At 67.5% G+C, this 14,851-nt stretch carries 16 protein-coding genes and 1 tRNA gene; 8 read left to right on the forward strand and 9 right to left on the reverse strand.

The window, feature by feature from the left end:
- Window positions 1-116: 116 nt before the first annotated feature.
- From rpmB to ACFW6D_RS03735, 3 genes are all read left to right on the forward strand, one after another.
- Window positions 117-308 carry a 50S ribosomal protein L28 gene (gene rpmB, locus ACFW6D_RS03725; RefSeq protein WP_011210730.1) on the forward strand — a complete coding sequence of 64 codons (192 nt, stop codon included), beginning with the start codon at window positions 117-119 and terminating at the stop codon, window positions 306-308.
- Window positions 309-392: 84 nt separating this feature from the next.
- Complete coding sequence (locus tag ACFW6D_RS03730; protein WP_379324425.1) at window positions 393-869, forward strand: GNAT family N-acetyltransferase; 477 nt, start codon at window positions 393-395, stop codon at window positions 867-869.
- Between the two features lie 164 nt (window positions 870-1,033).
- Window positions 1,034-1,822: an enoyl-CoA hydratase/isomerase family protein gene (locus ACFW6D_RS03735; protein WP_379324427.1), complete on the forward strand. Its 789-nt coding sequence runs from the start codon at window positions 1,034-1,036 to the stop codon at window positions 1,820-1,822.
- 187 nt (window positions 1,823-2,009) lie between these two features.
- On the opposite strand, the gene ACFW6D_RS03740 is transcribed toward ACFW6D_RS03735, so the two are convergent.
- The 3 genes from ACFW6D_RS03740 to ACFW6D_RS03750 are packed head-to-tail and all read right to left on the reverse strand — an operon-like array spanning window position 2,010 to window position 4,010.
- Entirely contained in the window at window positions 2,010-2,261 is a 252-nt protein-coding gene (locus tag ACFW6D_RS03740; RefSeq protein WP_379324429.1) for a hypothetical protein, read from the reverse strand.
- A 49-nt stretch (window positions 2,262-2,310) separates the two neighbouring features.
- Window positions 2,311-2,994: a uracil-DNA glycosylase gene (locus tag ACFW6D_RS03745; RefSeq protein WP_379234678.1), complete on the reverse strand. Its 684-nt coding sequence runs from the start codon at window positions 2,992-2,994 to the stop codon at window positions 2,311-2,313.
- Between the two features lie 11 nt (window positions 2,995-3,005).
- Window positions 3,006-4,010, reverse strand: a complete 1,005-nt coding sequence (locus ACFW6D_RS03750) for a thiamine-phosphate kinase (RefSeq protein ID WP_379325027.1) — start codon at window positions 4,008-4,010, stop codon at window positions 3,006-3,008.
- Window positions 4,011-4,131: 121 nt separating this feature from the next.
- Here ACFW6D_RS03750 and ACFW6D_RS03755 point away from each other — a divergent pair, with 121 nt between their 5' ends.
- A complete protein-coding gene (locus tag ACFW6D_RS03755) occupies window positions 4,132-4,866 on the forward strand; it encodes a DUF3515 domain-containing protein (RefSeq protein WP_379324431.1) in 735 nt (244 codons plus the stop codon).
- 66 nt (window positions 4,867-4,932) lie between these two features.
- On the opposite strand, the gene ACFW6D_RS03760 is transcribed toward ACFW6D_RS03755, so the two are convergent.
- A complete protein-coding gene (locus ACFW6D_RS03760) occupies window positions 4,933-6,024 on the reverse strand; it encodes a D-alanine--D-alanine ligase family protein (protein ID WP_379324433.1) in 1,092 nt (363 codons plus the stop codon).
- A 44-nt stretch (window positions 6,025-6,068) separates the two neighbouring features.
- On the reverse strand, window positions 6,069-7,064 hold the full coding sequence (locus ACFW6D_RS03765) for an NAD(P)H-dependent glycerol-3-phosphate dehydrogenase (protein ID WP_379324435.1): 996 nt from the start codon (window positions 7,062-7,064) through the stop codon (window positions 6,069-6,071).
- A 31-nt stretch (window positions 7,065-7,095) separates the two neighbouring features.
- Here ACFW6D_RS03765 and cofC point away from each other — a divergent pair, with 31 nt between their 5' ends.
- The 3 genes from cofC (at window position 7,096) to ACFW6D_RS03780 (ending at window position 10,949) form a co-directional block, all read left to right on the forward strand.
- Window positions 7,096-7,770: a 2-phospho-L-lactate guanylyltransferase gene (gene cofC, locus ACFW6D_RS03770; protein WP_379324437.1), complete on the forward strand. Its 675-nt coding sequence runs from the start codon at window positions 7,096-7,098 to the stop codon at window positions 7,768-7,770.
- 72 nt (window positions 7,771-7,842) lie between these two features.
- Window positions 7,843-10,011, forward strand: coding sequence for an RNA degradosome polyphosphate kinase (locus ACFW6D_RS03775; RefSeq protein WP_379324439.1), 2,169 nt, complete (start codon window positions 7,843-7,845; stop codon window positions 10,009-10,011).
- Window positions 10,008-10,949 (forward strand): NUDIX domain-containing protein, encoded by a 942-nt coding sequence (locus tag ACFW6D_RS03780; RefSeq protein WP_379324441.1) that lies wholly within the window; start codon window positions 10,008-10,010, stop codon window positions 10,947-10,949. Before ACFW6D_RS03775 ends, ACFW6D_RS03780 begins: the two co-directional genes overlap by 4 nt.
- Window positions 10,950-11,070: 121 nt before the next feature.
- Here the strand turns inward: ACFW6D_RS03780 and ACFW6D_RS03785 are convergent, their stop codons facing one another.
- The 3 genes from ACFW6D_RS03785 to leuC all read right to left on the reverse strand — a co-directional run bounded on the left by ACFW6D_RS03785 (window position 11,071) and on the right by leuC (window position 13,942).
- A complete protein-coding gene (locus ACFW6D_RS03785) occupies window positions 11,071-11,715 on the reverse strand; it encodes an HU family DNA-binding protein (protein ID WP_379234668.1) in 645 nt (214 codons plus the stop codon).
- Between the two features lie 156 nt (window positions 11,716-11,871).
- A complete protein-coding gene (leuD, locus tag ACFW6D_RS03790; RefSeq protein ID WP_379234666.1) occupies window positions 11,872-12,480 on the reverse strand; it encodes a 3-isopropylmalate dehydratase small subunit in 609 nt (202 codons plus the stop codon).
- Between the two features lie 37 nt (window positions 12,481-12,517).
- Window positions 12,518-13,942, reverse strand: coding sequence for a 3-isopropylmalate dehydratase large subunit (gene leuC / locus ACFW6D_RS03795; RefSeq protein ID WP_379324443.1), 1,425 nt, complete (start codon window positions 13,940-13,942; stop codon window positions 12,518-12,520).
- A gap of 63 nt (window positions 13,943-14,005) precedes the next feature.
- Between leuC and ACFW6D_RS03800 the strand changes: the two genes are divergently transcribed.
- On the forward strand, window positions 14,006-14,707 hold the full coding sequence (locus tag ACFW6D_RS03800; RefSeq protein ID WP_379234662.1) for an IclR family transcriptional regulator: 702 nt from the start codon (window positions 14,006-14,008) through the stop codon (window positions 14,705-14,707).
- A gap of 50 nt (window positions 14,708-14,757) precedes the next feature.
- On the opposite strand, the gene ACFW6D_RS03805 is transcribed toward ACFW6D_RS03800, so the two are convergent.
- Window positions 14,758-14,830: transfer RNA gene (locus ACFW6D_RS03805), tRNA-Glu, on the reverse strand.
- Window positions 14,831-14,851 lie beyond the last annotated feature (21 nt).

Raw genomic sequence — 14,851 nt, forward strand, 5'->3', positions numbered from 1 at the left:
CCACGTGGGTCTGCGCTGGCCGACGTCAGTCGGCAAGGCATTTTGACGACATCAGTTTCCGGTTCAGCGGGCATTCGTGCGCCGTTGACCGCTTATGACATGAAGGAGCTCGCGACATGGCTGCCGTTTGCGACGTCTGCGCCAAGGGCCCCGGTTTCGGGAAGTCGGTCTCGCACTCGCACCGGCGCACCAACCGTCGCTGGAACCCGAACATCCAGACCGTGCGTGCGCAGGTTGCCCCTGGCAACACCCGCCGGATGAACGTGTGCACCTCCTGCCTGAAGGCAGGCAAGGTCGTCCGCGGCTGATTTTCAGCCCGTACATTCTGCCGACAATGCCCCGGCACCCCTCGTGGGTGATCCGGGGTTTTGTTGTTCCAGCACAGGCCCATCGTGCCTGACTGGCGGATCGCGCCGCTGACGGCGAACCGGGTCACCGAACTCGCCGCCTGCCACATCGCCAGCTGGCGCGAGGCTTACGGAACCCTCGTCCCCGCCCACATCCTCGACGGTTTCGACCTCGAACGCTCCGCGATCACCTGGGAACGCCGTCGTGCCGAAGGCACCCACCACCTGCCGGTCGCACTGGCCGGCGACCGTCTGATCGGCTTCGCCTCCGCCACTGATTCGCCCGCGGCCGAGTCCGAACTCGAGGCGCTCTATGTCCGCAGCGCCTGGCACGGCACCGGTGTCGCCGATGCCCTGATCGAAACAGCTGCCCCCGGCTCGCCGTGCACCCTCTGGGTCTTCGCCGACTACCCGCGCGCCCACGCCTTCTACCGCAGGCACGGCTTCGCCGACACCGGCATCCGACGCGCCGACCCGTTCACCCTGCTCCCCGAACTACTGTGGCGCCGCGAACCCGGTTAGACGCCCTGCACCGGCGGAATCACCCACAACGCCGCCGAATAGTCAGAAAACTGATTCTCGAGCGCCGTTTTGTACGATTACACCAGGTTCAATTCGCCGCGAGCCTGCGCCCGCGGTGCTGCCCACGACCATCGCGCGTCGGAGCCCCGATTAGGGTGACGCCCATGAGTACCACCGAACCGGTCCCCGCCGCCGAGGTCATCGACGGCGTGCTGCAGCTGACCATCGCCACCGCCGCCGCGGGCACCTCGATGGATTTCGACCTGATCAACGCGGGCACCGCCGCCCTGCGCGCACTCGACCCGTCGGTCGGCGCGATTCTGCTCACTGGCGCCGGCGCGAATTTCTGCGCGGGCGGCAATGTCCGTGACTTCGCGGGCGCCGACGACCGCGGCGCCTATCTGCACGACAAGGCGACCGAACTCCACGATTTCGTCCGCGCGCTGGCGGCGGCCCCCGTCCCCGTGGTCGCCGCCGTGCAGGGCTGGGCGGCGGGCGCGGGCATGAGCCTGGTCTGCGCCGCCGACATCGCCATCGGCGGCCCGTCGACGAAACTGCGCCCCGCCTACCCCGGCATCGGTCTGTCCCCCGACGGCGGTATGTCCTGGCTGCTCCCCCGCATCGTCGGCCTGAGCCGCGCCCGCGAGATCCTGCTCACCGATGCCGTCCTCGGCGCCGAAGAGGCTGTCCGCCTTGGCATCCTGAGCCGCACCGTCGAAGACGAGGCAATCCGCACCGAAGCTCTTCGCGTCGCGCACACCTTCATCACCGGCCCTCGTGCCACCTACACGGCCATGAAAAAGCTGCTGGCCCAATCGCCGACAGCGACCTTGGACCAGCAGCTCGACGCCGAACGCGACAGCATCTCAGCCGCCGCGAACAGCACAACCGGCTACGAAGGTGTAGACGCCTTCGTAGCCAAGCGAAAGCCGAACTACGTCAACCTCGCTTAGAGGTCGCCCACTCCCGCGAGTGGAACCAACTCACCCGACGCGACCAACGCCACGCCGGGACTGAACCACCACGGATTTTCGGCCGCCTCGCATCCGAAGGGCGAGACGGAACGCCGCAGGCGCAGTATCGCTCTTCGGATGTGAGGCCCTCAGGGCCGAAAATCCCGCGGCGCCAGCCGCCAATAATTCAGCACGCAGCACCCAGGGCGCTGAAGGTGTTCTGCAGCAGGCAGGTGATCTTCGCGTTCACGCCCGAGGAGATGGTGGAGCTGCCGGTGGAGGTCCATTCCTCGCCGACCTGGGTGGTGGTCACCGGTGCGGCCTGCTCGGTGTAGGGCTCGAGCTGCAGGCCCGCGGCGGAGGCCGAGCCCGCACCCGCGGTGATGGCGGCGGCTACGGCGGCGGTCGCCAGCGCGGCGCGAATGGTGGTGATGTGCATCGGGTTGTGCTCCTTCATCATTTTCTTCTGGTGCGGGCGACGCCCCGGGTCAGGGCAGCCGCCAGTCGACGGGGTCGGCGCCGAGTTCGTCGAGCAGTTCGTTGACCCGGGAGAACGGTCGTGAACCGAAGAACCCGCGCGAGGCGGAAAGTGGTGAGGGGTGCGCCGATTCGACGTAGGGCACCTCGGCGTCGACGAGCGTGGGCTTGAGCGAGCGGGCGTCGTTGCCCCACAGCACGGCGACGAGTGGTTCGTCACGGGCGACCAGCGCCCGGATCGCCTGCTCGGTGACCGCTTCCCAGCCTTTGCCGCGATGGGAGGCGGGCGCGCCGGGGGTGACGGTGAGCACTCGGTTCAGCAGCAGCACACCCTGATCCGACCAGGGGCTCAGGTCACCGCAGGTCGGCGTATCGAAGCCGAGGTCCTTGCTGTATTCGGCGAAGATGTTGGACAGGCTGCGCGGAACCGGCGAAACCTGCGGTGTGACAGAGAAACTCAGCCCCATCGCGTGGCCGGGCGTCGGGTACGGATCCTGGCCGACGATGAGCACGCGCACTTTCTCGAACGGGCGCTGGAACGCGCGCAGCACGTTCTCCCCTTCGGGCAGGTAGCCGCGGCCTGCCGCGTTCTCCTCACGTAGGAACTCGCCCATTTCGCTGATGCGGTCGGTGACCGGCTCCAGTGCCCGGGCCCAGCCCGGATCGATGATCTCCGACAGTGGTTTGGCACCCATGACCGCACAACCTATCGTTCGTCGTCGGTGGGTGTGGCGTCCGCCCCACGGAACGATTCCCAGCCGGTGCCGCCGGTGGGTGCGACACCGTCCACGGTGACGCCGCTGCCTGCGGTTACTACGCCGATCGGGCGCCAGCCCGCGGGCAGCGCGAGGTCGGCGGGCCAGGTTCCGGCGAAGGCGTGATCTTCACCACCGGCCAGAATCCATTGCGCCGCATCGGCATCGAGCAGTTTCGCGACGGCGGAGAGTTCGGGGTCCGACAGCGCCGAGCGGTGGACATCGATCGCGACGTTCGACGCGGCGGCGAGATGTCCGAGGTCGGCGAGCAGTCCGTCGGAGATATCGGTGAGCGCGGTCGGCGTGTGGGTACCGAACGCGTCGATCACCGCCGCATAGGGCGGCTGCGGAACACGATGTGTCGCAAGGGCATAGGTGAACTCGGGGTCGGAAGTATCTGCGTCACTGGTCAATACGGCCAGCCCGGCGCCGGACCAGCCGAGTTCGCCTGCCACCGCGACGATGTCGCCGACCACCGCTCCTGAGCGGGTGATCGCGGACTGTCCGCCGAGATCGCCGAACGCCGTCACCGAGACGACCAGCTGCTCGCTGTGCACCAGGTCGCCGCCCGCGATGGAACCTCCGGCGCGACTCGCCTCGATCCACATCCCGTCGGCGATCCCCTCGATCACCGCGACGGGGGTGTCGGCCGGGCAGCCGAGGGCGACCACGAACGCCGTGGGTCGCGCCCCCATCGCCACCACGTCGGCGGCGTTCTGCGCGATGGCCTTGCGGCCGATGTCGACGGGCGAGGACCAGTCGAGCCGGAAGTGTCTGCCTTCGACGAGCATGTCGGTGCTGACCACGAACCGCCCGTCGGGCGCGGCGATCAGTGCGGCGTCGTCACCGGGTCCGAGCAGTACGTGCGCGGCCTGCTCGCGACCGGCGTTGATCCGGTCGATCAAGGCGAATTCACCCAGCTCACGCACCGTCTGCGGACGGCTCTCCTCGCTGATGACCGGACCCCTTCCCGCTGTGCTGCTGACCGACGAAATCGCCCCGACGGTACCCTTTCGGAGGCGATCGAGCACCACCGACGGTGCACGCGAACCCGCGAACGGAAAGGACCACTCAGCTATGGCGGACTCGACACCGGAGGATCGCGACGAGGCGACCACCCCCGAGAACTCCGCCACTGCCGAGGCGAAACCGTCGATCGACAAGCAGACCCCGGCCGCGGCAGCCGACACCGCGAACACCACCTCGACCACCGGCGATATCGAACACGCGACCGCTGGCGCTGATCCGGAAACCGACGACTCGGACGACGGCGCCGATTTCGAGTCGCATCACTCGCCCGCGCTGATCGCCACCGCGGTCGCCCTGCCCGTCGTCCTGATCGTCGCTGTACTGGTCGCAGCCTTCATCGCCCTACGCGCCCCCGTCGAACGCGACCCGCTCGCCCTCAGCACCATCCCGGCTCCCGCCGCTGACGGCCCCGCCTGCCAGGCCCTGCTCCCGGCCCTGCCCGCCGACCTCGGCGACTACACCAAGTCCACCCTCGCAGAACCCGCCCCGCCGGCCACCCGCGCCTGGCAGCTCCCGGATGGCGGCGACCCGATCACCCTGCGCTGCGGCCTCGACCGCCCCCTCGAATTCAACCGCGCGTCCCCGCTCACCGTCATCGACGGCGTGAAGTGGTTCCAGATCCGCGACGAGGCCGCCGCGACCGGCACCTGGTTCGCCGTAGACCGCGAGACCTACATCGCGCTGACCGTCCCCGACGGCTCCGGCACCAGCGCGGTCCAGACCGTCTCCGACACCATCAACGCGAATCTGCCTGCCCGCGAACCGACTCCAGGCGAACTCTGAGCTAACCAGCTGTCGCCGTGGGACTTTCGAGCACGTCGAAGCCGAAAGCCCTGCGGCCGAACAGAACTAGCGCAGCCCGGTCCCGCGGGCGACCGCTGTCTCGATCAGCGTCGACACCAGCGTCGGGTAGTCGATCCCGGTGGCTTCCCACATCCGCGGGTACTGCGAGATCGGCGTGAAGCCGGGCATCGTGTTGATCTCGTTGATCACCGGCCCGTTCTCGGTGACGAAGAAGTCGACCCGGGCCAGCCCCTGGCAGTCCAGCGCACGGAACGCCCGCACCGACAGTTCCCGGATCTCGTCGGCGACGTCGTCGTCGAGCTTGGCGGGCACATCGAATTCGCACACGTCGTCGAGGTATTTGGTGGCGAAGTCGTAGAACTCGGGTGCGGCGGAGTCGGCGTCGGGCATCCTGATCTCGGAGACCACGCTGCCCCGCACCGTGCCGTCGGCGAATTCCAGTACGCCGCACTCGACTTCGCGTCCGACGATGCCCGCTTCGATGATCACCTTCGGGTCGTGCGCACGGGCGGCGTCGATGGCCGCGGGCAGCTCGGCCCAGTCGGTGATCTTGGTGATGCCGATCGAGGAACCGCCGCGCGCGGGCTTCACGAAGGCGGGCAGCCCGATCCGCGCCCGGTCGTCCGCAGACAGCGTTTCGACGCCCGGCCGCAGCACGACCTGAATGCCGACGGGTAAGGCTTCGGCCGCCAGCAATTTCTTGGTGAACTCTTTGTCCATGCCCGCCGCACTGGCGAGCACGCCCGCACCGACATAGGGAATCCCGGCCAGTTCGAGCATCCCCTGCAGGGTGCCGTCCTCGCCGAAGGGGCCGTGCAGGATCGGGAACACCACGTCGACATTGCCGAGCACAGCGTTGGAGTCGAGGGCGACCAGCGCACCGGACCGACTCGGGTCAGCGGCCAAGGTGAGGGCGGTCCCCGACGCATCGACCTGCGGCTGCACCCCGTGACTCAGCGCCAGTTCGCCGATCCCGTCGGCCAGTACCCAGCCACCGGTGGGGGTGATGCCGATCGGCACCACCTCGTAGCGCGCCGGATCGAGGTTGCGCAGCACGCTGCTCGCCGACACGCACGAGACGGCGTGCTCGCTGCTGCGCCCGCCGAAGACCACAGCTACCCTGATCCGTTCCGTCATGAACGTCACCGTAGTAGGTTCGCGCCGCCGTGGGGTATTCGCCCTTATTCGGGTTTGATCCGCCTGCCGAGCAGGCTGCCGACCGCCTCGCTCACCGATAGCCCCTCATGGCACACCCTGTGCACGGCGTCGGTGAGCGGCATCTCCACCCCGCGCTCGGCGGCGAGGGCCCGCACCGATGTGCACGACTTCACACCTTCGGCCACCTGCCCATTGGTCGCTTCCTGCGCCGCGGCCATCGTTCCACCGGCCCCGAGCGCGTACCCGAAGGACCGGTTGCGCGACAGCGGCGAAGTACAGGTAGCCACCAGATCGCCCACGCCGGCAAGTCCGGCCAGCGTCACCGGCTGCGCCCCGAGCGCGACGCCGAGCCGCATGACCTCGGCGAGCCCGCGCGTGATCAGACTGGCGACGGAGTTGTCGCCCAGACCCATGCCCGACGCGATGCCGCACGCAAGGGCGATGACGTTCTTGCACGCACCACCGATCTCGCAGCCGATCACGTCGGTGTTGGTGTAGGGCCGGAAGTATCCGGTGGCACACGCCCGTTGCGCCACTCCGGCGCGCTCGGTGTCGGTGCACGCGATCACCGTCGCCGCAGGCTGACGTTCGACGATCTCGTGCGCCAGATTCGGACCGGAGAGCACCGCGATCCGGCTCGGTTCGGCGCCGGTGACCTCCGCGATCACCTGACTCATCCGCAGCAGCGTCCCGGTCTCGATCCCTTTGGCCAGACTCAGCAAGGTGGCATCGGAGCCGATATCGCCCTTCCACAGGTCCAAGTTCGCCCGCAACGACTGCGACGGCACCGCCAGCACCACCAGATCCGCCCCGTCGAGGGCGATCCGATGGTCATCGGTGCCACGCACCGGCGGCAACTGCACACCGGGCAGGTAGAACGGATTGCGATGCTCGGTATCGAGCGCCTGCGCCACCTCGGCGCGTCTGGCCCAGATCGTGACGTCGGTCCCCGCATCGGCCAACACCTTCGCGAACGCCGTACCCCACGACCCCGCACCCATTACCGCCGCCCTCGTCATCAGCCCAATATGCCATGCAAGGATCGAAGCCATGCACACCGTGCACGCCGTGATGGCGGTCAAACACATCGACCGGGCCAAGAGCAGGCTCGCGAGTCTGCTCAGCACCGAGCAGCGCGCCCGGCTCGTGCTGGCCATGTTCACCGACACCGTGGTGGCCGCCACCGCTGTTCCCGCGCTGTCCTCGCTCACGGTGGTCACCCCGGATCCGCTGATCGCCGCCCGCGCCCGCGAGCTCGGCGCGCACGTGCTCGACGAACCCGCGGCCGGTGCCGATCCGCTCAATACCGCGCTCACCGCAGGCGCCGCGGACGTGCGCGATCGCCACGGCCCCACCCACCTGCTCGCCCTGCAAGCCGATCTGCCCGCCCTTCGCGCGTCCGAACTGGCCGACGTGCTGACCGTCGCACCGGTCGGCGCCCGCTCGATGGTGATCGATCACACGGGCACCGGCACCGCCGCATTGCTGGTTCGCGATGCCGCGCAGTTGCTCGAGCCCCGCTTCGGCGCCGATTCCGCGCGCGCCCACCGCGACGCGGGCGCCGTGGAACTGGCCGGTCACTGGCCTGGCCTGCGCTGCGACGTCGACACCCCCGAGGATCTCGACGCCGTTCGCGCGCTGGGCGTCGGTGAATTCACCACCTCGACGCTGCGCGCGTTCGGATTCTCATCGCACAGAAGTGATCCCGTTCGCACCGTGTGCTAACCGATCGCCGCCGACAGACCGATTGGGATGAAACGTGCAATGTCGTGATGCGCAAGGCCCCTTCCTCGAGGGATGATTGATTCCGTGAGCGACACGGAAACCATCAAGCAACTGCCCCCGATTTCCCCGCCACCTGCGGCCGCCATCGCCTCGGGCGGTGATGCGAGCACGCAGCGGTTGCCCCGAGATCGCTACCTCAATCGCGAGCTGAGCTGGCTCGACTTCAATGCCCGCGTCCTGGCCTTGGCCGAGGACGCCTCGCTGCCGTTGCTGGAGCGGGCCAAGTTCCTCGCGATCTTCGCGTCCAATCTCGACGAGTTCTACATGGTGCGCGTGGCCGGTTTGAAACGCCGTGCCGAAACCGGTCTCTCGGTGCGCTCGGCCGACGGTCGCTCACCGTCGGAGCAGCTGGAGATGATCACCGCCCGCGCCCAGGAGCTCGCCGATCGCCACGCAGGCGTCTTCATCGACGACGTGAACCCGGCGCTGGCCGCCGAGGGCATCGACATCATCGGCTGGAGCAATCTCGACGACGATGAGCGCGAACGCCTTTCGAACTACTTCACCGACCAGGTGTTCCCGGTCCTCACACCGCTGGCCGTCGATCCCGCGCACCCGTTCCCCTACATCTCCGGCCTGAGCCTCAACCTGGCCGTGACCGTGCGCGACACCGGCACCGGCGGCGAGCACTTCGCCCGCGTGAAGGTGCCCGACAACGTCGACCGCTTCGTGCGCGTCCGCCGCACCGGCGCCCCCTCGGCGATCGCGGCGTTCCTGCCGATGGAAGACCTCATCGCCGCCCACCTGGACCTGTTGTTCCCCGGTCTGACCGTGGTGGAGACGCATTCGTTCCGGATCACCCGCAACGCCGACTTCGAGGTCGACGAAGACCGCGACGAAGACCTGTTGCAGGCCATGGAGCGCGAACTCGCCCGCCGCCGTTTCGGCAAGCCGGTGCGCCTCGAGGTCTCCGACGACATGACCGAGCACATGCTGGAGTTGCTACTACGTGAGTTAGAGGTCGACCCCGCCGATGTGATCCAGGTGCCCGGTCTGCTCGACCTGTCCTGCCTGTGGCAGGTGTACGGCGTCGACCGCCCCGAACTCAAGGACGCGCCCTACGTTCCGGCCACCCCGGCGGCGTTCGGCGAGCGCGAGACCCCACGCAATGTCTTCGCCGCGCTGCGCGAGGGCGACGTGCTGGTGCACCACCCCTACGACTCCTTCTCCACCAGCGTGCAGCGCTTCATCGAACAGGCCGCCGCCGATCCGCAGGTGCTCGCGATCAAGCAGACGCTCTACCGCACCTCCGGTGACTCCCCCATCATCAACTCGCTGATCGATGCCGCCGAGGCGGGCAAGCAGGTCGTCGCGCTGGTCGAGATCAAGGCCCGCTTCGACGAGCAGGCCAACATCAAGTGGGCACGCGAGCTGGAACAGGCGGGCGTGCACGTGGTCTACGGCCTGGTGGGCCTCAAGACCCACTGCAAGACCTGCCTGGTGGTGCGCCGCGAGGGTTCCACGATCCGCCGCTACTGCCACATCGGCACCGGCAACTACAACCCCAAGACCGCACGCCTGTACGAGGACGTCGGGTTGTTCACCGCCGCACCGGAAATCGGTGCCGACCTCACCGACCTGTTCAACTCGCTCACCGGCTACTCCCGCAAGGACGACTACCGCAACCTGATGGTCGCCCCACTTGGCGTGCGCGCGGGCATCATCGAGCGGATCGATCGCGAAATCGAGCTGGCCGGACAGGGTTTGGCTGCCCGCATCCGGATCAAGGCCAACGCGATCGTCGACGAACAGATCATCGACGCCCTCTACCGCGCCTCCCAGGCGGGCGTGCCGGTGCAGATCGTGGTGCGCGGCATCTGCGGACTGCGGGCAGGGGTGCCCGGCCTGAGCGAGAACATCGAGGTGCGCTCGATCCTGGGCCGATTCCTCGAACACTCCCGCCTCATCGAATTCGGTGCGCAAGAACAGACTTGGATCGGCAGCGCCGACATGATGCACCGTAACCTCGACCGCCGCGTCGAAGTGATGGTGCAGGTGAAGGATCCCAAACTCGTGGCTCAGCTCGCGCAGGTGTTCGACTCCGCGCTCGATCCGGCGACCCGCTGCTGGATCCTGCTCCCGGACGGGACCTGGCAGGCCAGTCCGACCGATGTCGAGGCCGACCAGGTGCGTGATCACCAGGCCTTCCTCATGCGTCAGCGTCGCCCCGATCAGCCGTGAGCGCACAGGACGCGTCGTTGCGCGATCCGCGAGTGCGGCCCAATATCCATGCGGCAGGCGCGGTTTTGTGGCGCGCGGGGACCGACGGGCCGGAGATCGGTGTCATCCACCGGCCGAAATACGGTGACTGGTCACTGCCGAAGGGCAAGCTCGATCCCGGCGAGACCCCGGTGGTCGCGGCGGTGCGCGAGGTAGGCGAGGAAACCGGCCTACCGTGCACGCTGGGGCGCTATCTCGGCCATGTCACCTATCCGATCCCAGGGCACCGTCAGCTCAAGCGAGTGGACTACTGGGCCGCCGAAGCGGCCGAGGGCGACTTCGCAGTCAACGACGAGGTCGACCAGTTGCGCTGGTACCCGCTGGCGCAGGTGATGGACCAGCTGTCGTATCCGATGGATCGCCAGATCGTGCGGATCTTCGCCCGGCTGCCTGCCCGCACCGACACCGTGCTGCTGGTGCGCCACGCCAAGGCGGGCAAGCGCAACCACTTCGACGGACCCGACGACCTACGACCACTCGAGGCCGCCGGGGAACAGCAGGCGAAGGGTTTGACGCCGAATCTGTTGGCGTTCGGCGCATCCGAGATCTATTCCGCCGATCCACTGCGCTGCATCCAAACCGTGACCCCCTTGGCAGAACAGCTCGACGCCGAAATCAATTGCGAGCCAATGTTTTCCGAGAAAGGTTACGATTCAGCGAAAAGCGCGGCGCGGCAACGATTTCTGTCGTTGGTAACAGATCGGGGTGTGCCGGTGGTGTGTAGTCAGGGCGGGGTGATTCCGGATCTGACGCAGTGGCTCGCCGAGCGGGGCGGCCTCACGCTGCCCTCGGCGCGCAATCGCAAGGGCAGCGTGTGGGCATTGTCGTTCGTCGGGGACCGATTGGTCGCCGCGGACCATATGGACCGCGCACTGTCGACGGCAATCGTCACCACCTGAAGTCGCGCGACCTACCGCGAAACAGCCGAAACGGCCCCGGGATTCCCGGGGCCGTTCTCGGTCCAGTGGTGGGTGATGCGGTTAAGTGCACATTCCCCGACCTGATCCCGCTGCGGCAGGATCAACGAGCACGACGGGCGGCAGTCTTCTTGGCAGCAGTCTTCTTTGCAGGAGCCTTCTTCGCAGCAGTGGTCTTCTTGGCCGCCGTGGTCTTGGCGGCCGTGACCTTCTTGGCAGGCGCCTTCTTGGCCGCCGTCACTTTCTTTGCCGCCGTGGTCTTCTTGGCCGCCGTCTTCGCCGCCGTGGTCTTCTTGGCGGCAGGAGCCTTGGTGGCGGCCTTGCGGGCCGTGGTCTTGGCAGGACCCTTCGACGGCGTCGCCTTCTTGGCCGCGGTCTTCTTCGCCGCGGTCTTCTTCGCTGCCGCCTTCTTCGCCGCCACCGGGGCATTCGCGCCGCGCTTGACGGCAGGCCCGGAGGCGGTCAGCTTCTGCTTGCCCGCGATGACCGCCTTGAACTGTGCGCCCGGTCGGAAGGCAGGCACCGAAGTGGCCTTCACCTTCACGGTTTCACCGGTACGCGGGTTACGGGCAACCCGGGGAGCACGCTTGCGCTGTTCGAACACACCGAATCCGGTGATGGTGACGCTTTGACCCTTGTGCACGGCACGGACGATGGTGTCGACAACATTCTCGACAGCCGCGGTAGCCGTCCGCCTGTCCGTACCCAACTTTTCGGTCAGAACGTCGATCAGTTCCGCCTTGTTCATTGAATCCTCCGCAGACTAATGGCCCGTCGTCGGACCGACTAGGTACCACGGTAAACCCAGTTTGAGCAAGAGTCTATGTGCCACGCCAAAATTCATGTGGTTTAGCACACGTCCAGCTACCACCGCCCGGGATGCGCGCCTAAGCGCCCCAGCTGATTACGCCGGTGAAATAGGCTCCGGGAGCGTCACGGGTTTCCATGACGGCCTTCCCTTTTCGAACTCGCCGATCTCGTCGGCGCGGCGCAGCGTGAGGCCGACATCGTCCAAACCCTCCAGCAGACGCCAGCGGGTGTAGTCGTCAATATCGAACGGCAACACGACGGTTCCCGCTGTGACGGTGCGCGCGGACAGGTCGACAACCAATTCGATGCCGGGCTGTTCCTCGATCAGCTTCCAGAGCATTTCGACATCGTTCTGTGACATCTGCGCGGCCAACAGCCCGCCCTTACCCGCATTTCCACGGAAGATGTCGGCGAAACGAGACGAGATGACCACCCGAAAGCCGTAGTCCGACAGCGCCCACACGGCGTGCTCACGCGAAGAACCGGTGCCGAAATCCGGGCCTGCCACCAGCACACTGCCGTGCTTGTACGGCTCGGTGTTGAGAATGAACTCCGGGTCGGCGCGCCAGCCGGCGAACAAGCCGTCCTCGAAACCCGTTCGGGTCACGCGCTTCAGGTAAACGGCGGGGATGATCTGATCGGTGTCGACATTGGACCGGCGCAGCGGCACACCGATGCCTTTGTGAACGGTGAAGGCTTCCATAACGATTCCCTTTCGATCTGTAGATGATCGGTGTGACTCAGGCCAGATCAGCCGGCGAGGACAGCGTTCCGCGGACCGCCGTCGCGGCCGCGACCAGCGGCGAGACCAGGTGCGTGCGACCGCCCTTGCCCTGTCGCCCCTCGAAATTGCGGTTCGAGGTCGACGCGCAGCGCTGGCCCGGCTCGAGCTGATCGGGATTCATACCAAGGCACATCGAGCAGCCCGCCTGACGCCATTCCGCGCCCGCGGCGGTGAAAATCTCGCCGAGTCCTTCTTTTTCCGCCTGCGCGCGCACCCGCATCGAGCCGGGCACAACCAGCATTCGCACGCCCTCGGCGACCCGGCGGCCCTTCAGGACATCGGCGACGGCACGCAGATCCTCGATCCGGCCGTTGGTGCAGGAGCCGACGAAGACGGTGTCGACGCTCACCTCACGCAACGGCATCCCCGGCGTCAGGTCCATGTAGCGCAAGGCCTTCTCGGCGGATTCGCGCTCGTTCTCGTCGGCGATCTGGGCCGGGTCGGGCACGTTCGCGCCCAGCGGCAGACCCTGACCGGGGTTGGTGCCCCAGGTGACGAACGGGGTGAGTGTGCTCGCGTCGATGTGGACCTCGGCGTCGAATTCGGCGCCTTCGTCGGTGACCAGCGCGTCCCAGGAGGCCACTGCGGCATCCCAGTCGGCTCCCTGGGGCGCGTGCGGGCGGCCCTTCAGGAATTCGTAGGTGGTCTCGTCGGGACCGATCATGCCCGCGCGTGCGCCCGCTTCGATGGACATGTTGCAGATGGTCATCCGCGCTTCCATCGACAGCTTGCGAATCGCCTCGCCGCGGTACTCGAGGACATAGCCCTGGCCGCCGCCGGTGCCGATCTCGGCGATCACAGCGAGGATCAGGTCCTTGCTCGTGACGCCGGGCGCCAATTCGCCGTCGACGGTGATGGCCATCGTCTTGAACGGACGCAGCGACAACGTCTGAGTGGCGAGCACGTGCTCGACCTCGCTGGTGCCGATGCCCATCGCGAGTGCGCCGAACGCGCCGTGGGTGGAGGTGTGGCTGTCGCCGCAGACGACGGTCATGCCGGGCTGGGTCAGACCGAGCTGCGGACCGACCACGTGCACGATGCCCTGTTCCACATCGCCCATCGAGTGCAGCCGCACGCCGAATTCGGCGCAGTTGCGACGCAGCGTCTCCACCTGGGTGCGCGAGACGAGGTCGGCGATCGGCTTGTCGATATCGGCCGTGGGGACGTTGTGGTCCTCGGTGGCGATGGTGAGATCGGTGCGGCGCACCGGACGGCCTGCCGCGCGTAGCCCGTCGAAGGCCTGCGGGCTGGTCACCTCGTGCACGAGGTGCAGATCGATGTAGATCAGATCGGGTTCGCGGGAAGAACCCTCGCCTTCGCCAGTGACGACGACGTGCTGTTCCCACACCTTCTCGGCCAGTGTGCGAGCGCGCTCGGCCATTGCTTGATCACCTTTCGACGGGCATACTTGGTATCTCAGCATTTGAGACGTTAGTATCGTTCTATGAGACAGCATAGCGGTATCGGTGTTCTCGACAAAGCCGTGGCGGTGCTCTACGCCGTCGCCGACGAGCCCTGCGGTCTCAACGACCTGTGCACCCGCACCGGCCTGCCACGCGCCACCGCGCATCGGCTGGCGGTCGGGCTGGAAACGCATCGGCTGCTGGCCCGTGACGGCAACGGATTGTGGCGTCCGGGGCCCGCGCTCACCGAGTTGTCGGCGGGGGCGGCCGATCCACTGGTGGAGGCCGCGGCTGCCATTCTGCCCCGCCTGCGTGAGATCACCGGCGAGAGCGTCCAGCTGTACTGCCGCGACGGGCATGCCCGCGTCTGCATCGCCGCACTGGAGCCGCCGGTCGGCCTGCGTGACACGGTGCCGATCGGTTCGCGACTGCCGCTCACCGCGGGTTCGGCGGCGAAGGTGTTGCTGGCGTGGGCCGATCCCGAGCTGCAGCGCACGGTCCTCGCCGACGCGGTGTTCGGCGATCGCGCGCTGGCCGAGGTGCGCAAGCGCGGCTGGGCGCAGAGTGCCGCAGAACGGGCGCAAGGGGTGGCGAGCGTCTCGGCGCCGGTGCGCGACGCGGGCGGTGTGATCGTGGCCGCAGTGTCGGTGTCGGGCCCGATCGATCGGATGGGTCGCAGGCCGGGCGCGCGCTGGGCGGCTGATCTGGTCGCGGCTGCCGAGGCATTGCACAAGCGGCTGTAAACGCAAGAAGGCCCCCGGTCGGATTCGACCGGGGGCCTTACTCGGCTTTGTAGCCCCGACGGGATTCGAACCCGCGCTACCGCCTTGAGAGGGCGGCGTCCTAGGCCGCTAGACGACGGGGCCAGGACGATCTCACAATGTGAA

This window comes from Nocardia sp. NPDC058705, assembly GCF_042749305.1.
Lineage (GTDB): Bacteria > Actinomycetota > Actinomycetes > Mycobacteriales > Mycobacteriaceae > Nocardia.